Here is a 22,732-nt window from a genome sequence, read left to right on the forward strand (position 1 = left end):
GAGAGGGTGTGCTACATTTTGGGAGATACATTACAAGATAATAAATCAAACAAGGTCTTAAGGGTTGGAACTAATATTATAATTATTTTATTAATTATTGGTGCAATACAAATGTTTTATGATAAAGATTATACAAATGATCATTTCGGCTGGTTATTTTTAGTATTAGGTTGGATAGTTAGAAGCATTTTTAATATTACGATAGGTTTAAAAGAAGGAGATAAAAAGTCAGTGTTGTTTGATGTAGGTTTGGTGCTCTTTTCCTTTTATCTTTTATTTTTATATAGTACGAAATATTTCTTCTGAAAATTTAGCTCATAGTCTTATAGAGACTGTGAGCTTTCCTTAATAATAACGGTACTGGCGTAACGATTTATAAAATATTTGAGTAGTAGAAGTAAACAGGGTCGCTTCTTCTAAAAAAGGATAATGGTTGCTGTTTTCGAATGGAATGAAGATAGAATTACGTATCCCATCATGTATCTCGATAGAATATTGAACTGGACACTGCACATCATATCTTCCGCATATAATAAGTGTCTTTGTTTGGATGAAAGGTAAATACTCTCTTAAATCAAATGAAGGATATTCATTGGCGAAAGCGTTCATCCGGCTAACGGACATTGTTTTATTGATTGGTTTACAAAAATAAGAGTTGTAGTTTTCTGGTTTATACAATGATAATTTTGTTCTCTCAGTAGATAGTTCTTTTCGTTCTTCACTTGTAAGGTGAGGGCTTTTTAAGTTTTCGATGTGTTTTTGCATATAATGAAACTGTGGATGTGCTGGGTGATAAATGCAAAATGGTGTTTCGGTATAGTTACTTGCTGCAGCTCCTGCTACGACTAATGATTGTAAGGAATTTGGATATGTAATCGCATATAAAAGTCCAAGCATACCACCTGTTGAATGACCGGCGAAATGCCATGTTGGAAGTTGTAATGCTTCTCGTATTGCTTCTAAGTCGTGGATTGTTTCAATCATGCTTAATTCGTTTTCTGACTGGGCGGTTACAGAGCGACCAGTATCTCGTAAATTAATGAGAAATACACGATGCGTAGCAGTAAAAACATCCGCAAAGTAATCACCAGTTTCATTAAATTGTGAATAGTGATGTGTAATACAAAGCGATTCGCCATTTCCTTTTGTAAAGAGTTCAAATGTACCGCGTTTCGTGTTGATTATTTGTTGTGTCCACATAATATCACGACCTTTTCTCATAAAAGTTGGGCCAGACTGTTATAAAATGAAAATATATCAGCGATTATTAGAATATATCGGCGCAACTCGGAATATATCAGCGATTATTAAAATATATCGACTTATCGACAGAAAACGACAATAATAGCAAGCTTTAAATAAAAGGAGGCTATTCAAAAACGAGCCTCCTTTTCTTTTAGTATAAAGATTTTGTCATATTATTCCGAATAATTTCAAGGGATTTCGCTACAGTTAATGCGTTTTTTTCTTCAATTTCTGGTTTACGGGGGATAGGTTTATACATGTTGTCTGGATCTTCCCATGTGAGGGGAAGTTCTGTTTCTGCTTGTCCTTTCCAAGCTTCAATCCATTCTGGAGGGAGATAACCTGAGATGTTTTGGATGTTGTTCATTTCGAGCCAAATGAGCGCCCAAGCTCTTGGAACGACGCGCCAGTGATCATAGCCACCGCCACCGACAGCGATCCAGCGACCGTCGCAATACTCATTAGCAATTTCACGAGCGAGCTTCGGTATTTCGCGGTAAATATTCATTGTCGCACAAAGATGTGTAAGTGGGTCATAATAATGTGCGTCAGCACCATTTTGCGTTAAAATAATATCCGGTTTAAAGTACGCTGCAACTTCTTTTACAACAGTTCGATATGATTCTAAGAACGATTCATCTTCTGTAAAAGCATCGAGTGGAACATTAAAAGAATAACTATAACCATTACCTTGGCCACGTTCGTTTACAGCGCCAGTTCCAGGGAATAAATAACGACCAGTTTCATGCAGTGAAATGGTGCATACGTTAGGGTCATCATAAAACGACCACTGTACGCCATCACCGTGATGAGCATCTGTATCAATATATAAGACGCGTAAACCGTATTTCTTTTGAATATATTTCATTGCTATGGAGCTATCGTTATAAATACAAAAGCCAGATGCTTTACCACGGAAGCCATGATGTAAGCCGCCTCCTAAGTTAAGCGCGTGTTTTACTTTTCCGGAAAGAACAGCATCGACAGCTGTTAACGTACCACCAACGAGCAATGCGCTTGCTTCGTGCATATTTGGGAACATCGGTGTATCTTCTGTTCCGAGTCCATATGTCATCGCAATTGATTTTTCTAACTTTCCTTCTCCAGCACGTTTTACCGCATTTATGTACTCCTCTGTATGAATGTAGGCAATCTCTTCATCTGTAGCCATCCGTGGTGAGATGATTTGAGAGGGAGAGATGAAACCGCCCTTTTGTAATAAATCATACGTAAGTGTGACGCGCAGTTGGTTAAAAGGATGATCAGGGCTAAATGAATAGCCCCGAAAGTCATCCGAATAAATAAACGCGCTACTCATGCTTGCATCCCCATGATGTTTGGCCATAATACGCGGTAACCTTCTGCTTCAAGTGCATCAATCACTTTTAGAGGATTCATCGTTTGAATGCGGAAAACGAGTACTTTATCATTCTCGTCTTTTGCTGGGTAGACGAGAACGCTCACGATATTTATTTGTAAATCACTAAAAATAGCAACGACTTTTCCAAGAATACCAGGTTCGTTTTTTACTTGAATTTCAATTTGCGAACTTGGTTGATGTGCTCCTGTTAATTTTACTAATGTGTGCAGTACTGTAGATTCAGAAATGATTCCAACTAACTTCCCGGCCTTTGTAACAGGAAGACAGCCAATTTTATTTTCAAAAAATAAAGTAGCAATTTCCTCAACGAAATCGAGAGGATGGCAAGTCATAACAGGATGTTTCATAATAAGTTCGAGCGGTTGCTGTAGCATATCGATTGAAACTTGTTCATCTAGAATAGACGGACTTGCATCTCTTACATCCCGATCAGAAATAATGCCTACGACGTGATTATTTTGATCGACAATTGGAATGTGCCGAATGCCTTTCGTGCGTATCGTTCGGATTGCTGTTTCGATTGTATCGTTTGGATGCAATGTAACTACATTTTGATTCATAATTTCTTCTACAATCATTCCAGTTGCCCCCTTTATTAATACATAAAACGATTGTGAAAACGTAGACGATCAAAAGCTTGAATAGAATCCGTATCAACGCGTTTACCGATGCGGACCATTAAACAGTTGGCAGGATGTGAACAAATTTCAGGATCGTCTGTAGCCATCCATTGTAACCCGCCAGCATTCATCATCTTCTCCATTACTTTTCGGTATTCCCACACATTCAATCCTGTTTGTTTCAAATCCCAGTGCCAATAATATTCAGTCGTCAATATAATGTAATCTTCCATATAATCGTCCATCATAGAAACCTCTAGTAAGTTCTTTCCGACAGAACTCCCGCGGAAGGCTGGGACTACTTCAATTGCCCCAAGCTCAATTAAGTTTTCCATTTTTCCTTCTGACCATCGTTCAAGTGGATCAGGATACAAGTATGTAACATATCCAACAATTGTTTGGTCATGTCTAGCAATAATGAGACGAGCTTCTGGTAATTTAGAAATTTCGACAATTGCTTTATATTGTTGCTCGGCAGGACGAAACGCAATTAAGTCTGGATGAAACTCATACATTTCTAAGTTATGTGTAGAGACAGGACCTTCAATAATTAAAGTGCCTTTCGCTGTTTTTAAGTTTCTAGCATTATATATTTTTTTATGAATCAATGTATTGCTCACCACCTTGAGGGTTTGTGAATCTATTAATATCGTACTTTATAATATATGCGATGTGAATCGAAATTTGTCATTAAAAATTTGTCTAAAAATCAACAAATATACTGAAAATTTTAAATAATGTCATTATAATAGATAATAGAATACATAGGAGGGGGATGTAAAGTATGAAAGTAGAAACGCTTCCTGTCATTAAAGGAGAAAATAATTTGCCGAATTATGATGAGGCATACGCGAATTTTAACTGGGAAGAGGTTAATAAAAACTTTACTTGGAATGAAACAGGCCGAGTAAATATGGCGTATGAGGCAATTGATAAGCATGCGAAATCCGATCGAAAGAATAAAGTAGCTCTTTATTATCAAGATGGATCGCGAAAAGAGAAATATACATTTAAGGAAATGAAGGATTTTTCTAATAAAGCAGGAAACGTCCTTAAGAATTATGGCGATGTAGAAAAAGGCGATCGCGTTTTTATTTTTATGCCACGTTCTCCAGAGTTATATTTCGCACTTTTAGGTGCAGTGAAATTAGGAGCAATTGTTGGACCGCTATTTGAAGCATTTATGGAAGGCGCAGTTCGCGATCGCTTAGAAGATAGCGAAGCAAAGGTGTTAATTACAACGCCTGAATTGTTAGAGCGCGTACCATTAAATGATTTACCGGCTTTAAAAACAGTTTTCCTTGTTGGAGATAATGTAGAAGAAGGCGGTAAAACGGTAGCGTTCAATCCTTTATTTGAACAAGCTTCAAAAGAATTACATATTGAATGGTTAGGCCGTGAAGACGGCTTGATTCTACATTACACGTCTGGTTCTACTGGTAAGCCAAAAGGTGTGCTTCATGCGCAAAACGCAATGGTTCAGCACTATCAAACGGCGAAGTGGGTATTAGATTTAAAAGAAGACGATGTATATTGGTGTACTGCTGACCCGGGCTGGGTAACTGGAACAGCTTACGGTATTTTCGCACCGTGGTTAGTTGGAGCATCAAACGTTATTTTAGGTGGACGCTTTAGTCCAGAAGCTTGGTATGAAGCACTGCAAGATTACGGTGTGACGGTTTGGTACAGCGCACCAACAGCATTCCGTATGTTAATGGGAGCTGGACAAGACGCAATTAAAAAATATGACTTATCACAAGTGCGCCACGTATTAAGCGTTGGTGAGCCGTTAAATCCAGAAGTAATTCGCTGGGGTATGACCGCATTTGGACTTCGTATTCATGATACGTGGTGGATGACAGAAACAGGTGGACAAGTTATTTGTAACTACCCTTGTATGGAAATCCGTCCAGGCTCAATGGGTAAACCAATTCCAGGTGTGAAAGCAGCGATTGTTGATAATGAAGGAAATGAAGTGCCTCCTTACACAATGGGTAACTTAGCAATTGCGAAAGGTTGGCCATCTATGATGCGTGGGATCTGGAATAACCAGCAAAAATATGAATCTTATTTCATGCCGGGAGATTGGTACGTATCAGGTGACTCTGCCTATATGGATGAAGATGGATACTTCTGGTTCCAAGGGCGTATTGACGATGTAATTATGACGTCAGGTGAGCGCGTTGGTCCGTTTGAAGTAGAAAGTAAATTAATCGAGCATGGTGCTGTTGCAGAAGCTGGTGTAATTGGTATTCCTGATCCGGTGCGCGGCGAAATTATTAAAGCATTTATCGCACTTCGAGCAGGATACGAACCATCTGATGAATTAAAAGAAGAAATTCGTCAATTTGTAAAGAAAGGCCTAGCAGCTCATGCAGCGCCACGACAAATTGAATTTAGAGATAAATTACCGAAAACGAGAAGTGGTAAAATTATGAGACGCGTATTAAAAGCGTGGGAGTTAAACTTACCAACAGGTGACTTATCAACGATGGAAGATTAAGAGAGAAAGGTCTGAACGAAAAATGTTCAGGCCTTTCTTTTTTATGATATCATGAACTTATATATATAAGTTAAAGGGGATAGTATGATGAAAACAGAAAAGGAAAAGATGATACTAGGAGAAATGTACATACCGGCTGATCCAGTTTTAGTTCAAGAGAGGGAGCAAGCACGTATATTAACGAGAAAATTAAATGATACGCCAGAAGAGCAATTGAAAGAGCGTAGCGAAATCGTAAAAGAATTATTCGGAACGACAGGAGATAATATTCATCTTGAATCTTCTTTTAGATGTGATTACGGCTATAACATTCATGTCGGTGAAAATTTTTACGCGAACTTTGACTGTACGATTTTAGACGTATGCCCGGTAACAATCGGAGTGAACTGTATGTTAGCTCCAGGTGTTCACATTTATACAGCAACGCACCCACTTGATCCGGTAGAGCGTATAAGCGGATCAGAATACGGAAAACCAGTTACAATTGGCGATAACGTATGGATTGGCGGAAGAGCAATTATTAATCCAGGTGTAACAATTGGAGACAATGCGGTGATCGCATCTGGTGCTGTCGTAACGAAAGATGTGCCTAATAATGTAGTAGTTGGCGGGAATCCTGCAAAGATTATAAAAAAACTAAAATAATATTTGAACGAAGTGCCTTCCTCGTCTGTATACATTTATGAAAGAATAGATGAGGGAGGCTTTTTTATGTCTAATAAATTACTTCTTACTTTTGCTGTAATTGGAATTATAGTTGTATTTTCTTGTGGTCTTTTCTTACCGATACCAATTGGATATAGAGTATCAATGCTTACAGCTGGAGTTATAATGGGTGTTATGTTTTCAATCATTATTCCATTTGATAGAAAACATATAGTACGGAAAAATGGATATAAAATTGATTTTACAAAAACAAAAGTGTATTTTCGCTGGAATGTATTTGACACTATTTCTATCTGCCTTGCGTTGTATGCATGCATATGTGTGCAAGCGTTAAATACTTTAGTTACAATGGGATTTACGATTCAAAACCCATATGTGCAATTTTTTACAAATCAATCACAATTGTGGATTTTTATTGCGATTGCATATTTAATTTCCCGTATTTCATTAACGTTAAAAGGAATAAAGGAGATCAAAAATCATGGCGCAGATTGGGATTGAGGAGGAGCTCATGCTTGCGTATCAAAGTGGAGATAAACAAGCGGGAGAAAGACTATATGTTTTAATCAAACCAGCGCTATACACATTTTTATATCGATTTAACCGAGATGAACAATTAAGTATCGATCTTGTGCAAGATACGTTTTTGACGCTAGAGCGTAAGAAACATATGTATGAACTTGAAAAAGGTAAAATAAAAACGTATTTATTTCAAATTGGTTATCGTCTTATGATTAATAAATTAAATAGGAGAAAAAAGTGGCGTACGCTTTTGCCATTTTTAGTGCCGATTCCGGAAAAAGAATTTTCTCACGAAGATCGGCTCACAGTAAGAGAAGCAATTTTGAAAGTTCCAGAAGAGCAAAGAGCGGTCCTAATCCTTTCTTATTATCATGACATGCAGCAAAAAGAAATTGCAGAGATATTAAACATTCCGATTGGAACGGTGAAATCGAGACTTCATAACGGGATAAAGAGATTGAAACAATTGCTGGAGGTGGACGAAATTGAGCGAAAATCCCTTTAAGAGTGAATATAAGTTAAAGCAACATTTAGATAGTGATCATGTAGAAATACCAGACTTTCCAAAAACGGTAAGTCGATTCGATCGATTAATCGGGTTTCTTGGTTCCCCAGCGAAAGATCCTGTGGAGGCGACCATTGGGAATGATTTATCGATTGTGTTTCATGTATCGTTATTAGTTGGGGTTCCAATTCTTTCTCTTATTACGATACTCTTTATGGTGTTGTAAAGGATTGACAAGAAGGGAAACCTGACCTCTATTTGACATGCCTATATAAATGATGGTATAAAGAAAAGTATATGAATAATTGAGCGTGGAAAGGGAGAAGTAGTGATCATTTCCCTGTTTTAGAGAGCTGATGGCCGGTGAAAATCAGCACATAGATGATCGCGAATTACGCCCCTAGAGCATCTTTTTTCGATTGAATTGTATTCAAAAGGGAAAAGACGGTGCTAAGCCGTTATGTAAATAAGGTGGTAGGCTTTTTTGCCTGCAACTAGGGTGGTAACGCGATAATCAAAATCGTCCCTTATTTGAAGGGGCGATTTTTTTATGTTTTCAACCTTCACGCCAGTAATGAACTTAAAGGAGAGTATGTAGGATATGGGTATTTTACAAGATCTTGAATTTCGCGGTCTAATTAATCAGCAAACAGATGCTGAGGGCCTTGAGCAATTATTAGAAAAAGAAAGCGTTAAATTATACTGTGGTTTCGACCCGACAGCGGATAGCTTACACATTGGTCATATGTTACCAGTATTAATGTTACGTCGTTTCCAATTAGCTGGTCACCAACCAATCGCACTTGTTGGCGGTGGTACTGGTATGATCGGTGACCCGAGTGGTAAAAAAGCAGAACGTACATTAAATACGAAAGATACAGTTGCTTACTACACAGAAAGCATTAAAAACCAACTTTCAAACTTCTTAGAGTTTGAAAACGTGGACAACCCAGCAACGATGGCTAACAACTACGACTGGCTTGGTAGCTTAGATGTAATTTCATTCTTACGCGATATTGGTAAAAATTTCGGTTTAAACTATATGTTAGCAAAAGATACAGTAGCATCTCGTTTAGAAACTGGTATTTCATTCACTGAGTTTAGTTACATGATTTTACAATCATACGACTTCTTAAACTTATATCAGCAACATAATTGCCGTCTACAAATCGGTGGTAGTGACCAATGGGGTAACATTACAGCTGGTCTTGAATTAATCCGTAAATCAGAAGAAGATGCGAAAGCATTCGGTTTAACAATTCCACTAGTTACTAAATCTGACGGTACGAAGTTTGGTAAAACCGAAGGCGGCGCAATTTGGTTAGACCCAGAGAAAACAACTCCTTACGAGTTCTACCAATTCTGGATTAACACAGATGACCGCGACGTTGTTAAATACTTAAAATACTTCACATTCTTATCTCATGAAGAAATTCTTGAGCTTGAAAAGCAAGTAGCTGAAGCGCCAGAAAAACGTGCAGCACAAAAAGCATTAGGTTCTGAAATGACAAAACTTGTTCATGGTGAAGAAGCATTAGAGCAAGCGATTAAAATTTCAGCTGCATTATTCAGCGGTTCTGTAGCAGAACTGACTGCAAGCGAAATCGAGCAAGGATTCAAAGACGTACCATCTGTAGAACGTACTGCAGAAGATACAGTATTAATCGACTTACTTGTAGAAAGCAAAATCTCTCCATCAAAACGTCAAGCACGTGAAGATGTAACGAATGGCGCAATCTACGTAAACGGTGAGCGTACACAAGCATTAGACTACGTTGTAACAGAAAACGACCGCATCGAAGGTAAATTCACAATCATTCGCCGCGGTAAGAAGAAATATTTCTTAATTCGTTACTAATTAGAAACGAATGTAAACAAATAGTACCCCGAATTGTAGGCTGAAAAGTCTATGATTCGGGGTTTTTATGTATGGATTTAAATCGCCGGATCTTTTCTTTTAAATAGAATATAAAGAATTAATATGAGCATATAAAGTAAACTAACTAGCATAACGATAAATGCTGTTGGATAAAATTTTGCCGCATATATAAAGAAATCGATTTGATAAATATCTTGGTAATTTGAAACGGTGCCTTTAAAGTAATTTGTAAACTTAGCGCTATATTTCCATTCATCAGGATTATCTATTAAATTACTCCCCTGATACCAACTCATCAGTGCGGAAGTAATAAATAGCATAAATGAACTTCCGAGTTGAACCATTTGATTTATTGTCAAAAAGAATCCACCTCCCATTTTATGGTTATTATAACGTGCATTCATATGCTTGTAACCATTTTGTTGTAATCTCCTTTTCGAGTTCATACGGAAATCACATGTAAGCGGTATGATAAATGTATAACAACTAGAAAGGAGTGGTAAAACGAAATGTCACTAGAAGCGCTCATTATTTTTTCTTTGCTAAATGCGGGTCAGCTTGCAGAGAATTCGAAGGTGGATGTACATAAAGAGCAGAAAGATGCTTATGTATATGTTCAGAAAGAGGAAAATAAATAACTTTAATATATATAAATAAAGGCTGCCAGAGAAAGGTTTTAGTTTCTTTGGCAGCTTTTCTATTGAAATGTTTTATTCATCCTCATTTTGGAAGCATTAGGTGACTAAAACAACTAATGTAAGTTTATTAATTATAACTACATCTTTATCTTTATCTTTTTCGTCATCATAATCAACTGATTTTGTTTTTCCACCTACAAAGTTAGCTAAAATACTTGTTATTGATTCTGAGTCTAGTAATTTGCCGATCTCAATATTTTGCTTCTTTGGCACATACCCCTTTAAACTCCATTTTGTACATTTTGTATTTCATTCAATGTTGAAGACATTATATCTACATAATCTATCATAGCACCTATGTTTAACTTGGCTGTTTCAGTATCATTTTCATTTAAAGCTATAAATGCTTGGTCTACCATTTGTTTAATTGCTCTTGCATCGTCTCTTAATTGAACTTTGAAGTAATCATACTCCTTAGGAGGTTCTATACTTGCTAGTCTATTAGCTCTCCCACTTACTCTACTTAATTCTCCCTTTAATCCTGTTTGAGTTGTTTTCCACGTTCCATCTTTTTCAGCTAAGGATTTAATAGATTGAACTGCCGTCTTTAAGTCATTAGAAGTATCCTTAATATCTTCTTGATACTTCTCTAAAGGAGAAGATGCACTAGAACCTTTAGTTAACTGCTTATCTCTATACTCTCTTTCCTCAGCTAGTGTTCTACCTTCTCCAATTACAGCTTCTTTTACTGTTTTATCGTTTGAGACTTCATTTTTATCTGTATCCTCTTTCTTTTTCGTTACCTCTTTTTCTTCCTTAGCTTTCTTTTCAGCAAGCAATTCTTCCTTTTTAGCAAGCAATTCTTCTTTTTCCTTGTTTAGCTTATCTGCTTCTTTGTCTATTGACTCGTCTTTCTTCTTTTCTGACTCTGAAATCTTTAAGCTATCAGTCTTATTCTCTTCTGTATTGTTCTTAGAACATCCTACCCACGCTACTAACATAAGTGGTAATGCTAAAAAACATATTAGTTTCTTTGCTTTCATTGCGTATACTCCTTTTAAAAAGAATTGTAATTAATTAACATATGAAACTATAACATAAGTTACATAAATAAGATATATAGATATTTCATCCTTAAGAGGGTTTTAACAATATGAAAACATGTATTACGGTTGTGGAGAATCCCACTCCGTATACTTTTAAAAAATTCCTTTATAAATTCCTTAGCGTTTGGGGGCTTTTTTATGCTTTCATAAACTCTTTATCAAAGAAGTTGTTTACGTAACTGATTATTTTTGTAAGGGTATTAATAAAACTCAAAGCGAACTTATCCATATTCATAATGAAAGGGTGATGAAATGATTATTAGAGAAGGTATTGAAGTAACTAGAATAACTTTAGATGGTATGAATTACCGATTCCAGAAGGGGATTCTGAGTTTCTGCTTCGTGCTGGATATTGGGAAGTTGGTGAAAAAGTAGAAAGAATAAATCGTGAGGAAATTCTGGCGGATTATGACAGAAAGGTTTTTCTGGAAGATGGAAAATTGTGTACGATACTCACTTACAAAGGGAATAAAAAGAAAAGATGTGATAGAGGATGAGTGAAGAACAAATTATTCGTGATGAATATGAGTATGTGGTGAAAGTAATCCTTACAAAGGAACAGCGGAAGAAATTTTTAACACCGTTAATACCAGCTGTACGGGAGCTAATTATAAAAAGGAAAGTAGAACAACGAAATAAGCAAAATGAAAGTATGAAAGAAGGTGAATAACAACATTCTTGATATTAAAATAGATGAACAAAAGATTGAAGAACTTTTCTTAGAAGAGTTACGAAAACGGCTAGATCATATTGAACATAGAAAAATGTTTTGGGATATGAAAGAATTGTGTAGACAAACATGTATGAGTGGAAATTCCATCAGAGAAAATTGCTTTTATGATGAACGTTTCCCGAAATTTAAAATAGATGGAAAGTGGTATTTTTCAGCGTTAGAAGTGGAAAAGTTTCTTCTTATGTAGATAAAAGAACAATGAACAATTTTAAAGAAAGAAGGGCTAATAATTATTAATTACTAATAAGATGAATGTACTACGGACCTACAGAGGTTTTATTATTTTACTTACACTTATCCATTTCTATACACACGCCAGCCATATTATTTTTTGCCCCCAGTACATTCTTTTTTATGCTTTATATAAATAAAAAAAGCCCAGGAACCTTGAATTAACAAGGTTCCTAAGGCTTTTAATACGACTCTTTTCAGAGTACCGAGATTAACGAGAGTAGAACTCTACGATTAATGCTTCGTTGATTTCAGCTGGTAACTCAGAACGCTCAGCGTGACGAGTGTAAGTAGCTTCTAATTTGTCAGCATCGAAAGTTAAGTATTCTGGTACGAAGTTGTTAACTTCGATCGCTTCTTTAACAACAACAAGGCTGTTAGATTTTTCGCGAACGCTGATAGTTTGACCAGGTTTTACACGGTAAGATGGGATATCTACGCGAGCGCCATCAACCATGATGTGACCGTGGTTTACTAATTGGCGAGCTGCACGACGAGTGCGAGCTAAGCCCATACGGTAAACTAAGTTGTCAAGACGAGCTTCAAGAAGGATCATGAAGTTTTCGCCGTGCTTACCAGGCATTTTACCTGCTTGGTCAAATGTGCGACGGAATTGACGCTCAGTCATGCCGTACATGTGACGAAGTTTTTGTTTCTCTTGTAATTGTAAACCGTATTCTGAAAGTTTCTTACGTTGGTTAGGACCGTGAGGACCTGGTGCGTAAGGGCGTTTTTCTAATTCTTTTCCTGTGCCGCTTAGAGAGATTCCAAGACGACGAGACAGTTTCCAAGCTGGACCTGTATAACGAGCCATAGTTGACTCCTCCTTTAAAAATGTTTTTATTTACGTAAAATAAAAACAGACGTAATCGATATTTACGGGCATTTTGTTTTCATGTACCTTCGCTCCAGCAGCAGGGAGTTACGAGATACACCTCCGTAGAGGAACAAAATACAAACGATAAACTCACATTACAAGGCTGCCTTTTTATTTTACACAAACGCTATTATATCTTTTACCCAGAGTTTCGTCAAGCGAGTACGTTTTTGTTTTATGCATATAAATTTTGGAAATTAATATAAGAAGGAATTTAAAACAATATAGAAGAAGAGATAGAAACACAAATAAAGCGCTTACATAAAATGAAGGAAAATGTTCATCAAATTTTTATGGATGAATATGCGGCAATAAAAACATAAGGGGGATGTTTTTATGAAAAAGAAGCATATGGAGACAGCGTTAATTCATCACGGTTATACATCTGAGGAACATAAAGGAAGTTTAACACCACCTTTATTTCAAACTTCTACATTTACATTTGAGACTGCGCAGCAAGGAGAGGCGAGTTTTGCGGGAGTGGATCCATCTTATATTTACTCACGGATTGGAAATCCAACTGTGAAATTATTTGAAGAACGTATGGCGGTGTTAGAAGGAGGAGAAGAGGCACTTGCCTTCGGATCTGGTATGGCAGCTATTTCAGCGACTTTAATCGGTTTTTTAAAGGCTGGAGATCATATTATTTGTTCAAATGGATTATACGGATGCACGTACGGTTTTTTAGAAGTGTTAGAAGAAAAATTTATGATTACGCATTCGTTTTGTGATATGGAGACAGAGGTTGATATTGAAAATAAAATTCGCCCAAATACAAAGCTTATTTTCGTTGAAACACCAATTAATCCGACAATGAAATTAATTGATTTAAAACAAGTGATTCGGGTTGCGAAGCGAAAAGGCTTACTTGTTATTGTTGATAATACGTTTTGTTCACCTTATTTACAAAGGCCGCTTGAGCTTGGCTGTGACGCTGTTGTGCATAGTGCGACAAAATATATTGGTGGTCACGGTGACGTTGTAGCAGGTGTAACAATTTGTAAAACGAAAGCATTAGCTGAAAAGATTCGCCCGATGCGAAAGGATATCGGCGGTATTATGGCGCCGTTTGATGCGTGGTTATTATTACGTGGGTTAAAGACGTTAGCAGTAAGAATGGATCGTCATTGTGATAATGCAGAAAAAATTGTATCGTTCTTAAGAAAACATGATGCGGTAGAAGGTGTTTGGTATCCAGAAGGGGAGCTAGCATCTCGTCAAATGAAACGCGGGGGCGGTGTTATTTCTTTTTCAGTAAAAGGCGGAAAAGAAGAGACGCAAGCGTTTATTAATGATCTTCACTTTATTACAATTGCGGTGAGTTTAGGAGATACAGAAACGTTAATTCAGCATCCAGCAACGATGACGCACGCTGCGATTCCAGCGGAACTAAGAAAAGAAATGGGCATTTTCGATAATTTAATACGCTTATCGGTCGGTTTAGAATCGTGGGAGGATATCGTTTCTGATTTAGAGCAGGCATTAAAGAAAATATCTACTGTTAATCAATGAAAAAAGAGTGAGCTATCGGTTTTGTACAGGACGTACTAAATCGATAACTCGCTCTTTTCTTTTTACATATGTTTTAGGAGTGTTTCCACAAACTTTTCTAAATAGCGCTGATCTAATTCATCAAAACGATTTTTTTCAGGACTATCAATGTCCAGTACACCAATGACAGCTCCTTCTTTCACAATCGGTACAACGATTTCCGAATTAGAAGCACTATCGCAAGCGATGTGACCTGGGAATTGGTGAACGTCCGCTACAAGCTGCGTTGTTTTCGTTTCAGCTGCTACGCCGCAAACGCCTCGTCCAAATGGAATGCGTACGCAAGCAGGCATTCCTTGGAACGGTCCAAGGACAAGCTGATTTCCTTCTGTTACGTAAAAGCCAACCCAATTAACGCGATCTAAAAATTGGTTTAATAATGCGGACGCATTTGATAAGTTTGCGACTACGTTTGATTCGCCAGTTAATAACGCATCCAGTTGTTTAATTACTGTCTCATATTGCTGCACGCGAGATCCTGCATAACTTTCTTTAGTAAACATGGAAACAGCTCCTTTTTTATCGAGATGTGTAAAATATTAGCAAAATACGATGTATTTCACATGACTTTGTCGATAGAAAATTAAAGGAATTTGTCTTAAAAGTCAAGAAATTTAAACTATAGCTGTTCATTGAAGGGAAGTGAGCGCATGAAGCAGACGAAACAAAAAGTAATTGATGCGGCAATATCGTTGTTTAATACGAAAGGTTATGATGGAACGTCGGTGCGAGACATTGCAAAGCGAGCGGATGTGAATGTAGCGAATATTTCATATTATTTTGCTGGGAAGCAAGGTTTATTAGAACAGCTTATTACTGATTTTTTAGAAGGATATATTCATGTGATTGAAATGTCGTTTGAACAGAGAGAGTATTTGTCGGCTAAAGATGTGATGGTGCAAATGGTGCGAGGGATTTTACGATATCAATTTGAAAATAGAGAACTAACACGTTTCTTCTACCGAGAGCTTTCGCTTGATACGACATTAATTCGTGAAGTGATGACCGTTTATTTTTCTAAAGAAAGATATTATATAGAACAAATGATTAGACAAGGACAAATGAAACAAGAATTTCAGAAAGTATCATTTACAATGTTTATGACGCAATTAAAAGGTATGATAAATATGCCGTTTTTATATCCACAATATATATCAGAAGTACTCCATTCTTTCCCGTCTGAGACATTTTTTATAGAGATGTACACGAAAGAGATTGAGCAATGGATGGAACAAGCATTATGTAAAGCGAATATGTACCATGAATGGCCAAGAGCTGTTCATATGTGAAGAATCCCCACCTAACGAACTGAGGTGGGGATTTTTATGTTTACTTTTCTTTGCCATAAATTGTTACATAATAGCGCGATAATTGTTAATGCAGCTCCAGCGATTTCAATTTTATCGACTGTATAACCTCGAAAGATAGAACCAATCAGTGCAAGGATAGGAACTAAATTCATAAATAATATGCCGTTAATAGATGAAATATAGCGATTTCCCATATTCCAGCAAAATACAGCGATAACGCCTGCGATAATCGACATATAAAAGAGTTCAAAACGAACGCTCACAACTGTACGCAGTGACGGCATAGTAACTATATTTGTGTACGTTAAGAAAGTAACAATAACGATGAGTGAAATGGAGCCAAATAAACAAGTTAATGTCGTGTACCTAAGTGGTGACCAAGATTGAAAACGAGCACCCCCGTTTGTATAAATGACCCAGCAAGTAACGCCGCATAGCATCAATATATTTGTTGATAAGTGGCTTGCAGCTCCAAATAGTAATTCAATATTTCCTTTTGAAATGACAAGCATAACACCAAGTAATGCAACGAACATACAAAGGAATGTATAGTTTTGTGGGCGGCGATTTTTCGTTATCCATTGCAGTGATAAGGCAATCAGTGGCATAAGGGATTGAATCATAGCTGCATGGATTGCTCCGGAAGGTCCGGCAAGTTGTTGTCCGTAGAAAACGAGAAAACCATACCCCGCGAAACCGACTGTCCCGTAAAAGAATAGAGAAAGTGTTCTTTTTTCTAAGCGGAGTGAAGTCTTTCCTTCAGTAATTAATAGCAAAATAAGAAAAATAATAGCTGCTGATCCATAGCGAAGCGTTGTGAAGAAGAATGGATCGATAAATTGCAGAGCATTTGCCATTACAGGAAACATAAATCCCCAGGCAGTGACGGCGAGTAAGCATAGAAAGGATCCGAGTAGCATTTGTTTTTTGTTCAAGAGTATCTTTCCCCTTTACATTTCGTTATAGTAAGTTGATGAAATAAGTATAAAGAGTAATTGTTTATAGGAGGAAATATCGATTTCTTATAACGGTTATAACTTTTTGTTAGAGGTGTGTACGATGGATTTGGAGGCAGTACGATCGTTTATTGAAGTGAAGCATACGCGAAGTTTATCAAAGGCAAGTAAGATTTTACATATATCTCAACCAGCGCTTAGTAAACAAATTCAAAAGTTAGAAGCGGATTTAGAGGTTACTTTACTTAAGCGTTCGGCGCAAGGAGTAGAGTTAACGGAGGCAGGAGAGTTATTTATAAAAAGAATGTTACCGATTTTGGAGCAAATAAATGAAGTGAAAACAGAAATGAGGGGGTATCAAGAGAACCGGAAGTTTTCAATTGGTATACTACCGAGTTTAGCGGAGCATTACATATCAGAATGTAAAGATATATTAGGTGATGAGTTCGAAGTGGAATGGCAAATCGGTCATACGGAAGTATTAAGAGATTTATTTAAAGCGCGGGAGATTGACGCGATGTTCATCGATTCAGTAGTAGAAGGTGTTACGTATATAAAAGAAGTGCAACAAGAGAAAATTGTTTGTGCCGTTTCAAATAATCATCCGTACAAAGAGAAGGTAGTCATTCAAATAGAAGAGCTGCACAATGAAAAATTAATTGTATATCCAGAAATATGTGATGTAAGGAAAATGATTATGAACATGTTTCATGAAATAGGTGTAAAACCAACTATAGCTGTGGAAACATCTTACGCAGAACCGATGCTTGCAATGGTAAAAGCTGGCCTTGGTATCACGTTACTTCCAGAAAGGGCAGTAGAGCAGTCTGTAAGGCAAGGAAATGTACATGTAATCTCTGTTGAACCACCACTCATGCGGAAAATTTATTTCGTATCCCATACGAAAGATTGTTTGTTATTACAATCATTTGAGGATAGGTAGTGAGGTAGGCGGAATATTGAGAAAGATTACAATCACATTGAAAGGAACATGAAATTTTTAAAAAAACTAGGTCAAAAACAAACCATTACATGGTATGATTAGTACATTGTTAGTTGTTAAATATAGGGGAATTCCCTTTTTATACATAATGCCTTCCATTTCATAAACGGAACGGACAAAAAAAGAGATATAACTAGGAGGCTTTTTTGCATGGATTCTATCCTGACGATCGTTATCATTGTAGTAAGCTCTATTCTAGTGCTGCTCATGATAGAGCTTGTGATAAGAAATCGTTCATATAAAGATATTGAAGCACTGGAGCAGTGGAAACAAGAGATAAAAGATAAACCTGTGGCAGATGAATTAAAACGGGTAAAAGATTTAAACATGACGGGTCAAACAGAAGAACTGTTTGGTAAATGGCGTGAAGAATGGGATGAAATTGTATCAACAACCCTTCCGAAAGCTGACAAAGATTTAGCGCAAGCGCGAAAATTCGCCTCGCAATTCTCCTTCCGAAAAGCAAAGCATGCGATGAACGAATCCATAAGTGGTTTAGATGACGCTGATAATCGTATTACGGACATTTTAAATGAATTACAGCAATTGTTAGAAAGCCATGAGAAAAATAGCTCGGAAATTGAAGGGTTACGTGATACATATCGTAGTATGAAAAAGAGTGTTCTTGCTCATAGACATATGTATGGAGCAGCAGAGCAGAAAATCGAAGAGATGCTAGACGCTGAATCTGAGAAATTTAAAACCTTTGAAGAAGCAACAAACAATGGCGACTATTTAAAAGCGAGAGAAATTGTTATTAGTTTGGAAGAAGGTTTAGCAGATTTAGAAATCATTATTCACCAAATTCCAGATTTATTGGTAGAGTGCCAAGCGACGTTACCAGTTCAGCTGGAAGATTTATTACACGGACATAATGATATGGTAAGACAAGGTTATGTATTAGATTATTTGGAAGTCCCTAAAGAAGTTCGCGATATGACGAAACAACTACAAACATGTTTAATGGATATACAGGAGCTTCATATAACAGAAGCGGCTGAAAAAGTAGAAAACTTAAAAACACGTTTAGATGGCTTCTACGATCAATTGGAACAAGAAGTACATGCGAGACATTATGTGGAGCAAAAAACACTTTCTGTTTACGATGACTTAGAAGAAATGCGTATCGAAACGATTGAAACGAAAACAGAAACACAACTTGTGAAACAAAGCTATCAGTTACAAGATAAAGACATTGAGTCTCAAAAAGTAATTGAAAAGCAAATGCACATTTTAACGAAACGTTTTGAAATGCTGCAATTACGCGTTGCAGAACAAGATATTGCCTTCTCTATTATTCGTGAGGAACTAGAAGAGGTTTATGAGCAATGTGAAACGTTAAAAGTACTTCATGCAGAATATAAAGAAATGCTGCAAGCGATGCGCAAAGAAGAATTTGAAGCACGTGAGAAGTTACAAGAAATGCGAAATATTATTTTCGAAACGAAACGCTTTATGCAAAAGTCGAATTTGCCAGGTCTTCCAGAGAGTATTATGGAAGATTTAAAAAGAGGGCAAATGGCAATGCAAGCTGTATATGAACAATTAGAAGTGAAGCCGTTAAATATGAACGCTGTAAATAGCAGTTTAGAAGAAGCATACACAACTGTGAACGGTGTAGCTGAAATGACAGAAGAGTTAATTGGACAAGCATATTTAGTGGAAAAATTAATTCAGTACGGTAACCGTTACCGTAGTCATGATGAAAACCTAGCAGAAAGTTTAAATTATGCTGAGAAATTATTCCGTGAATACCAATACGATGCAGCTTTAGAACAAGCGGCTTCAGTGTTAGAGCAACTTGAACCTGGCGTTGTTCAAAAAATAGCTGAATATGTAGACAATGAACAAACCCTTTCATAAAAGGGTTTGTTTTTTTATGTAATTTTGCAGGCGATGTTGCTATAATGAATAGCGGAATACAGCAAGGTTATTCGTTTCAAAATAAAGTGAAACTGTAATCGGTGGGAAGATTCATCCCCACTGATTACTAGCCTTCACCAATCGGGCATTTACGGGCAGTTAATCTCCCATCTAACTTCTTTGCTCTAACTGGATTTTGAGGTGAGAGTCTTATTGCCCGTTAACGCGGGATAAAGTGAAACTGTAATAGGAGGGCATCCTCGCCAATTATTAGCCTTCACCAATCGAGATAAAACGGAACCTTTGCGTAGTCTTAGCGTAATGACACGTATTTATGATATGATTATACGATGTGATAGCGCTGAAAGGGGAAGAACGATGATCTATTTTGATAATAGTGCGACGACTAAGCCATATCCAGAAGCTCTTCAATCGTACGTGACGGTTGCTGGGAAATATTTTGGTAATCCTTCTTCTATTCATTCGCTTGGAGGAGAGGCAGAGCGTCTATTAACACAATCAAGAACGATTGCAGCGCAGCTTCTTCGTGTTAAACCTTCTGAAATTATTTTTACATCAGGTGGAACGGAAGGGAATAACCTTGCGATTAAAGGGATAGCGATGAGGAATCGTTCGCGTGGTAAACATATCATTACAACAAATATTGAACACGCGTCTGTGTTTGAAGCATATAAGCAATTAGAAGAACTCGGGTTTGATGTAACATACTTACCGGTTAACGAGCATGGTGTTGTATCGGTAGAAGATGTGAAACGAGCGCTTCGTGAAGATACGATTCTTGTGTCAATTATTCATGTGAACAACGAAACTGGAGCAATTCAGCCTGTTGCTGAAATTGGAACGTTATTATCGAATCATCCGAAAATAAGATTCCATGTAGATCATGTACAAGGGATAGGAAAAGTACCGCTTGATTTATATGCTTCTCATATTGATCTTTGCTCAATATCTGGACATAAATTCCACAGTGTAAAAGGAACAGGTCTTCTTTATGTACGCGATGGCGTAAGATTAGATCCGATTTTATCAGGTGGTCAACAAGAGCTTAAGTATCGCTCTGGTACAGAAAATTTACCTGGCATTGTAGCGATGGTGAAAGCACTTCGCATGACAATGGAACAAGTGAAAGAAAAGGTAGCTCATTTGCAAAGTTTACAAGCAGAGCTTGTTCGTTTCTTTAAAGAGATGGAAGATGTAACGATTAACACGTCGCTTGCATATGCAGCACCGCACATTTTAAATGTATCATTTGTTGGTTTAAAACCAGAAGTAGTCGTTCATGCTTTAGAAGAACACGGTGTATATGTGTCAACGAAATCTGCTTGTTCTTCAAAAGCAAATGAAGTGAGCAGAGTGTTAGTGTCAATGGGAGTGCCGCATGCAGCAGCTGCAAGCGCTATTCGTATTAGTTTAGCACCAGAAAACACAATGGAAGAAGTAAAACAATTTGAAGGTATTGTAAAAGAGACGATGCCAAAATTATATGAAGTGATGAGGTAAAGAAATTATGTTGAAATATGAATATATTTTAGTGCGTTACGGAGAAATGACGACAAAAGGTAAGAACCGTTCTAAGTTTGTAAGCACATTAAAAGATAACGTGAAGTTCAAACTGAAAAAATTCCCAAATATTAAAATCGATGCAACACATGATCGTATGTACATCCAGTTAAATGGTGAAGATCATGAAGCAGTCTCTGAAAGATTGAAAGATGTATTCGGTATTCATAAATTTAACTTAGCGATGAAAGTACCATCAGAATTAGAAGACATTAAAGAAGGTGCATTAGCAGCTTTCTTACAAGTAAAAGGTGATGTGAAAACATTTAAAATTACTGTACACCGTTCTTATAAGCATTTCCCAATGAGAACGATGGAATTATTACCTGAGATTGGCGGACACATTCTAGAAAACACAGAAGATATTACAGTAGATGTTCATAATCCAGATGTAAATGTACGCGTAGAAATTCGCAGTGGTTATAGCTACATTATGTGTGATGAGCGTATGGGAGCTGGCGGTTTACCAGTTGGCGTTGGCGGAAAAGTAATGGTACTTCTTTCTGGTGGTATTGATAGCCCAGTAGCAGCTTACTTAACGATGAAACGCGGCGTATCTGTGGAAGCAGTTCACTTCCATAGTCCACCTTTCACAAGTGAGCGTGCAAAACAAAAAGTAATCGATTTAGCGCAAGAGTTAACGAAGTATTGTAAACGAGTAACGCTTCACCTTGTTCCGTTTACAGAAGTGCAAAAAACGATTAATAAAGAAATTCCATCTAGCTATTCAATGACGGTTATGCGCCGTATGATGATGCGTATTACAGAACGTATTGCTGAGGAGCGTAACGCACTTGCAATTACGACTGGTGAAAGTCTTGGACAAGTAGCAAGCCAAACGTTAGATAGTATGCATACGATTAACGAAGTAACAAACTACCCAGTTATTCGTCCGCTTATTACGATGGATAAATTAGAGATTATTAAAATCTCTGAAGAAATCGGCACGTATGATATTTCAATTCGTCCATATGAAGATTGCTGTACTGTATTTACACCAGCAAGCCCAGCGACGAAGCCGAAACGTGAAAAAGCAAATCGTTTTGAAGCGAAATACGATTTCACACCATTAATCGATGAAGCTGTAGCGAACAAAGAAACAATGGTATTACAAACGGTAGAAGTAGTGGCGGAAGAAGAAAAATTTGAAGAACTTTTCTAAAACCATAAATTACCATATTTAAAACGTGTATGAAGTCATGTTATTTATCACACTCTATACTCACAAGGAGGTGATATAACATGTCACGTAGCACAAATAAATTAGCGGTTCCTGGTGCTGAATCAGCATTAGACCAAATGAAATACGAAATCGCTCAAGAGTTTGGTGTTCAACTTGGAGCTGATGCAACAGCTCGCGCTAACGGTTCTGTTGGTGGTGAAATCACTAAACGTCTAGTTTCACTAGCTGAGCAACAATTAGGCGGTTACCAAAAATAATCCCATATGATGGCTTAGAAAGAGCGGGTTCTCCCGCTCTTTCTTTTTTGTGTTGTGTCGCTATTTGTCGGTAAGTCGATGTAATGTCATTTACTAATTCGACAGAACTGAAAAATTTGTCA

The 22,732-nt window shown here is 37.1% G+C and carries 27 protein-coding genes, 1 pseudogene and 1 other annotated feature; of the genes and pseudogenes, 18 read left to right on the forward strand and 10 right to left on the reverse strand.

What is annotated here, in order from left to right; translation table 11 throughout:
- Window positions 1-18 precede the first annotated feature (18 nt).
- Window positions 19-306: a hypothetical protein gene (locus B9A45_RS06005; RefSeq protein WP_084063933.1), complete on the forward strand. Its 288-nt coding sequence runs from the start codon at window positions 19-21 to the stop codon at window positions 304-306.
- A 39-nt stretch (window positions 307-345) separates the two neighbouring features.
- Here the strand turns inward: B9A45_RS06005 and B9A45_RS06010 are convergent, their stop codons facing one another.
- The 4 genes from B9A45_RS06010 to acuA all read right to left on the reverse strand — a co-directional run bounded on the left by B9A45_RS06010 (window position 346) and on the right by acuA (window position 3,854).
- On the reverse strand, window positions 346-1,221 hold the full coding sequence (locus B9A45_RS06010; RefSeq protein ID WP_003285496.1) for an alpha/beta fold hydrolase: 876 nt from the start codon (window positions 1,219-1,221) through the stop codon (window positions 346-348).
- A gap of 175 nt (window positions 1,222-1,396) precedes the next feature.
- The gene (gene acuC, locus B9A45_RS06015) at window positions 1,397-2,563 is read right to left on the reverse strand and encodes an acetoin utilization protein AcuC (RefSeq protein ID WP_000092810.1); all 1,167 of its coding nucleotides are present in this window, start codon (window positions 2,561-2,563) and stop codon (window positions 1,397-1,399) included.
- Window positions 2,560-3,204, reverse strand: a complete 645-nt coding sequence (locus B9A45_RS06020) for an acetoin utilization AcuB family protein (RefSeq protein ID WP_000634578.1) — start codon at window positions 3,202-3,204, stop codon at window positions 2,560-2,562. Before B9A45_RS06020 ends, acuC begins: the two co-directional genes overlap by 4 nt.
- 17 nt (window positions 3,205-3,221) lie before the next feature.
- Window positions 3,222-3,854, reverse strand: coding sequence for an acetoin utilization protein acetyltransferase AcuA (gene acuA, locus B9A45_RS06025; protein WP_000581388.1), 633 nt, complete (start codon window positions 3,852-3,854; stop codon window positions 3,222-3,224).
- Between the two features lie 176 nt (window positions 3,855-4,030).
- On the opposite strand from acuA, the gene acsA reads away from it, so the two are divergent.
- The 6 genes from acsA to tyrS all read left to right on the forward strand — a co-directional run bounded on the left by acsA (window position 4,031) and on the right by tyrS (window position 9,300).
- Window positions 4,031-5,749, forward strand: a complete 1,719-nt coding sequence (gene acsA / locus B9A45_RS06030; RefSeq protein WP_084063934.1) for an acetate--CoA ligase — start codon at window positions 4,031-4,033, stop codon at window positions 5,747-5,749.
- Between the two features lie 84 nt (window positions 5,750-5,833).
- Entirely contained in the window at window positions 5,834-6,394 is a 561-nt protein-coding gene (locus tag B9A45_RS06035) for a maltose acetyltransferase domain-containing protein (RefSeq protein WP_002026426.1), read from the forward strand.
- A 66-nt stretch (window positions 6,395-6,460) separates the two neighbouring features.
- On the forward strand, window positions 6,461-6,916 hold the full coding sequence (locus B9A45_RS06040) for a hypothetical protein (RefSeq protein WP_000066457.1): 456 nt from the start codon (window positions 6,461-6,463) through the stop codon (window positions 6,914-6,916).
- On the forward strand, window positions 6,897-7,442 hold the full coding sequence (locus tag B9A45_RS06045) for an RNA polymerase sigma factor (RefSeq protein ID WP_084063935.1): 546 nt from the start codon (window positions 6,897-6,899) through the stop codon (window positions 7,440-7,442). Before B9A45_RS06040 ends, B9A45_RS06045 begins: the two co-directional genes overlap by 20 nt.
- On the forward strand, window positions 7,423-7,668 hold the full coding sequence (locus tag B9A45_RS06050; RefSeq protein ID WP_001293778.1) for a hypothetical protein: 246 nt from the start codon (window positions 7,423-7,425) through the stop codon (window positions 7,666-7,668). Before B9A45_RS06045 ends, B9A45_RS06050 begins: the two co-directional genes overlap by 20 nt.
- 77 nt (window positions 7,669-7,745) lie before the next feature.
- Window positions 7,746-7,973: a binding site (T-box leader), on the forward strand.
- Window positions 7,974-8,043: 70 nt separating this feature from the next.
- Complete coding sequence (gene tyrS, locus B9A45_RS06055) at window positions 8,044-9,300, forward strand: tyrosine--tRNA ligase (protein ID WP_000512092.1); 1,257 nt, start codon at window positions 8,044-8,046, stop codon at window positions 9,298-9,300.
- A 77-nt stretch (window positions 9,301-9,377) separates the two neighbouring features.
- Here the strand turns inward: tyrS and B9A45_RS06060 are convergent, their stop codons facing one another.
- The gene (locus B9A45_RS06060; protein WP_113623466.1) at window positions 9,378-9,665 is read right to left on the reverse strand and encodes a YjdJ family protein; all 288 of its coding nucleotides are present in this window, start codon (window positions 9,663-9,665) and stop codon (window positions 9,378-9,380) included.
- 165 nt (window positions 9,666-9,830) lie between these two features.
- Between B9A45_RS06060 and B9A45_RS06065 the strand changes: the two genes are divergently transcribed.
- Window positions 9,831-9,959: a hypothetical protein gene (locus B9A45_RS06065; RefSeq protein WP_000050944.1), complete on the forward strand. Its 129-nt coding sequence runs from the start codon at window positions 9,831-9,833 to the stop codon at window positions 9,957-9,959.
- A gap of 96 nt (window positions 9,960-10,055) precedes the next feature.
- Here the strand turns inward: B9A45_RS06065 and B9A45_RS32090 are convergent, their stop codons facing one another.
- A complete protein-coding gene (locus B9A45_RS32090; RefSeq protein ID WP_002101421.1) occupies window positions 10,056-10,232 on the reverse strand; it encodes a hypothetical protein in 177 nt (58 codons plus the stop codon).
- A gap of 8 nt (window positions 10,233-10,240) precedes the next feature.
- Window positions 10,241-11,002, reverse strand: a complete 762-nt coding sequence (locus B9A45_RS06070; protein WP_016110796.1) for a DUF6376 family protein — start codon at window positions 11,000-11,002, stop codon at window positions 10,241-10,243.
- A gap of 315 nt (window positions 11,003-11,317) precedes the next feature.
- On the opposite strand from B9A45_RS06070, the pseudogene B9A45_RS32575 reads away from it, so the two are divergent.
- From B9A45_RS32575 to B9A45_RS06080, 3 genes and pseudogenes are all read left to right on the forward strand, one after another.
- Window positions 11,318-11,562, forward strand: a pseudogene (locus tag B9A45_RS32575) (hypothetical protein).
- Window positions 11,559-11,735 (forward strand): hypothetical protein, encoded by a 177-nt coding sequence (locus B9A45_RS32095; protein ID WP_001288257.1) that lies wholly within the window; start codon window positions 11,559-11,561, stop codon window positions 11,733-11,735. The pseudogene B9A45_RS32575 and the gene B9A45_RS32095 overlap by 4 nt, the downstream one beginning before the upstream one ends.
- A complete protein-coding gene (locus B9A45_RS06080; RefSeq protein ID WP_001063531.1) occupies window positions 11,728-11,985 on the forward strand; it encodes a hypothetical protein in 258 nt (85 codons plus the stop codon). Before B9A45_RS32095 ends, B9A45_RS06080 begins: the two co-directional genes overlap by 8 nt.
- A gap of 255 nt (window positions 11,986-12,240) precedes the next feature.
- On the opposite strand, the gene rpsD is transcribed toward B9A45_RS06080, so the two are convergent.
- Window positions 12,241-12,843 carry a 30S ribosomal protein S4 gene (rpsD, locus tag B9A45_RS06085; RefSeq protein WP_000135317.1) on the reverse strand — a complete coding sequence of 201 codons (603 nt, stop codon included), beginning with the start codon at window positions 12,841-12,843 and terminating at the stop codon, window positions 12,241-12,243.
- 399 nt (window positions 12,844-13,242) lie between these two features.
- Here rpsD and megL point away from each other — a divergent pair, with 399 nt between their 5' ends.
- Entirely contained in the window at window positions 13,243-14,418 is a 1,176-nt protein-coding gene (megL, locus tag B9A45_RS06095) for a methionine gamma-lyase (protein ID WP_084063936.1), read from the forward strand.
- A 62-nt stretch (window positions 14,419-14,480) separates the two neighbouring features.
- Here megL and B9A45_RS06100 read toward each other — a convergent pair whose 3' ends face one another.
- The gene (locus tag B9A45_RS06100; RefSeq protein ID WP_000494337.1) at window positions 14,481-14,960 is read right to left on the reverse strand and encodes a GAF domain-containing protein; all 480 of its coding nucleotides are present in this window, start codon (window positions 14,958-14,960) and stop codon (window positions 14,481-14,483) included.
- Between the two features lie 147 nt (window positions 14,961-15,107).
- Between B9A45_RS06100 and refZ the strand changes: the two genes are divergently transcribed.
- Window positions 15,108-15,746: a forespore capture DNA-binding protein RefZ gene (refZ, locus tag B9A45_RS06105; protein WP_000814921.1), complete on the forward strand. Its 639-nt coding sequence runs from the start codon at window positions 15,108-15,110 to the stop codon at window positions 15,744-15,746.
- Window positions 15,747-15,757: 11 nt separating this feature from the next.
- On the opposite strand, the gene B9A45_RS06110 is transcribed toward refZ, so the two are convergent.
- Window positions 15,758-16,702, reverse strand: coding sequence for a DMT family transporter (locus B9A45_RS06110; protein ID WP_002101415.1), 945 nt, complete (start codon window positions 16,700-16,702; stop codon window positions 15,758-15,760).
- 124 nt (window positions 16,703-16,826) lie between these two features.
- Here B9A45_RS06110 and B9A45_RS06115 point away from each other — a divergent pair, with 124 nt between their 5' ends.
- The 5 genes from B9A45_RS06115 (at window position 16,827) to B9A45_RS06135 (ending at window position 22,610) form a co-directional block, all read left to right on the forward strand.
- Window positions 16,827-17,666, forward strand: coding sequence for a LysR family transcriptional regulator (locus B9A45_RS06115; RefSeq protein ID WP_000362530.1), 840 nt, complete (start codon window positions 16,827-16,829; stop codon window positions 17,664-17,666).
- A gap of 210 nt (window positions 17,667-17,876) precedes the next feature.
- Window positions 17,877-19,589 (forward strand): septation ring formation regulator EzrA, encoded by a 1,713-nt coding sequence (gene ezrA, locus B9A45_RS06120; RefSeq protein WP_000377299.1) that lies wholly within the window; start codon window positions 17,877-17,879, stop codon window positions 19,587-19,589.
- A 378-nt stretch (window positions 19,590-19,967) separates the two neighbouring features.
- Window positions 19,968-21,110 carry a cysteine desulfurase family protein gene (locus tag B9A45_RS06125; RefSeq protein ID WP_000638992.1) on the forward strand — a complete coding sequence of 381 codons (1,143 nt, stop codon included), beginning with the start codon at window positions 19,968-19,970 and terminating at the stop codon, window positions 21,108-21,110.
- Between the two features lie 7 nt (window positions 21,111-21,117).
- A complete protein-coding gene (gene thiI, locus B9A45_RS06130) occupies window positions 21,118-22,332 on the forward strand; it encodes a tRNA uracil 4-sulfurtransferase ThiI (RefSeq protein ID WP_000922338.1) in 1,215 nt (404 codons plus the stop codon).
- A gap of 80 nt (window positions 22,333-22,412) precedes the next feature.
- Entirely contained in the window at window positions 22,413-22,610 is a 198-nt protein-coding gene (locus tag B9A45_RS06135; protein ID WP_000091640.1) for an alpha/beta-type small acid-soluble spore protein, read from the forward strand.
- Window positions 22,611-22,732 lie beyond the last annotated feature (122 nt).

The organism is Bacillus sp. JKS001846 (genome assembly GCF_900176455.1).
Classification (GTDB): Bacteria; Bacillota; Bacilli; order Bacillales; family Bacillaceae_G; genus Bacillus_A; species Bacillus_A cereus.

Excerpts from the sequence above, each read along its gene's own strand:
- B9A45_RS06010 (WP_003285496.1), bottom strand. The coding sequence starts at position 1,221 with ATGAGAAAAGGTCGTGATATTATGTGGACACAACAAATAATCAACACG.
- acuC (WP_000092810.1), bottom strand. The coding sequence starts at position 2,563 with ATGAGTAGCGCGTTTATTTATTCGGATGACTTTCGGGGCTATTCATTT.
- B9A45_RS06020 (WP_000634578.1), bottom strand. The coding sequence starts at position 3,204 with ATGATTGTAGAAGAAATTATGAATCAAAATGTAGTTACATTGCATCCA.
- acsA (WP_084063934.1), top strand. The coding sequence starts at position 4,031 with ATGAAAGTAGAAACGCTTCCTGTCATTAAAGGAGAAAATAATTTGCCG.
- B9A45_RS06035 (WP_002026426.1), top strand. The coding sequence starts at position 5,834 with ATGATGAAAACAGAAAAGGAAAAGATGATACTAGGAGAAATGTACATA.
- B9A45_RS06040 (WP_000066457.1), top strand. The coding sequence starts at position 6,461 with ATGTCTAATAAATTACTTCTTACTTTTGCTGTAATTGGAATTATAGTT.
- B9A45_RS06045 (WP_084063935.1), top strand. The coding sequence starts at position 6,897 with ATGGCGCAGATTGGGATTGAGGAGGAGCTCATGCTTGCGTATCAAAGT.
- tyrS (WP_000512092.1), top strand. The coding sequence starts at position 8,044 with ATGGGTATTTTACAAGATCTTGAATTTCGCGGTCTAATTAATCAGCAA.
- B9A45_RS06060 (WP_113623466.1), bottom strand. The coding sequence starts at position 9,665 with ATGGTTCAACTCGGAAGTTCATTTATGCTATTTATTACTTCCGCACTG.
- B9A45_RS06065 (WP_000050944.1), top strand. The coding sequence starts at position 9,831 with ATGTCACTAGAAGCGCTCATTATTTTTTCTTTGCTAAATGCGGGTCAG.
- B9A45_RS06070 (WP_016110796.1), bottom strand. The coding sequence starts at position 11,002 with ATGAAAGCAAAGAAACTAATATGTTTTTTAGCATTACCACTTATGTTA.
- B9A45_RS32095 (WP_001288257.1), top strand. The coding sequence starts at position 11,559 with ATGAGTGAAGAACAAATTATTCGTGATGAATATGAGTATGTGGTGAAA.
- rpsD (WP_000135317.1), bottom strand. The coding sequence starts at position 12,843 with ATGGCTCGTTATACAGGTCCAGCTTGGAAACTGTCTCGTCGTCTTGGA.
- megL (WP_084063936.1), top strand. The coding sequence starts at position 13,243 with ATGAAAAAGAAGCATATGGAGACAGCGTTAATTCATCACGGTTATACA.
- B9A45_RS06100 (WP_000494337.1), bottom strand. The coding sequence starts at position 14,960 with ATGTTTACTAAAGAAAGTTATGCAGGATCTCGCGTGCAGCAATATGAG.
- refZ (WP_000814921.1), top strand. The coding sequence starts at position 15,108 with ATGAAGCAGACGAAACAAAAAGTAATTGATGCGGCAATATCGTTGTTT.
- B9A45_RS06115 (WP_000362530.1), top strand. The coding sequence starts at position 16,827 with ATGGATTTGGAGGCAGTACGATCGTTTATTGAAGTGAAGCATACGCGA.
- ezrA (WP_000377299.1), top strand. The coding sequence starts at position 17,877 with ATGGATTCTATCCTGACGATCGTTATCATTGTAGTAAGCTCTATTCTA.
- B9A45_RS06125 (WP_000638992.1), top strand. The coding sequence starts at position 19,968 with ATGATCTATTTTGATAATAGTGCGACGACTAAGCCATATCCAGAAGCT.
- thiI (WP_000922338.1), top strand. The coding sequence starts at position 21,118 with ATGTTGAAATATGAATATATTTTAGTGCGTTACGGAGAAATGACGACA.
- B9A45_RS06135 (WP_000091640.1), top strand. The coding sequence starts at position 22,413 with ATGTCACGTAGCACAAATAAATTAGCGGTTCCTGGTGCTGAATCAGCA.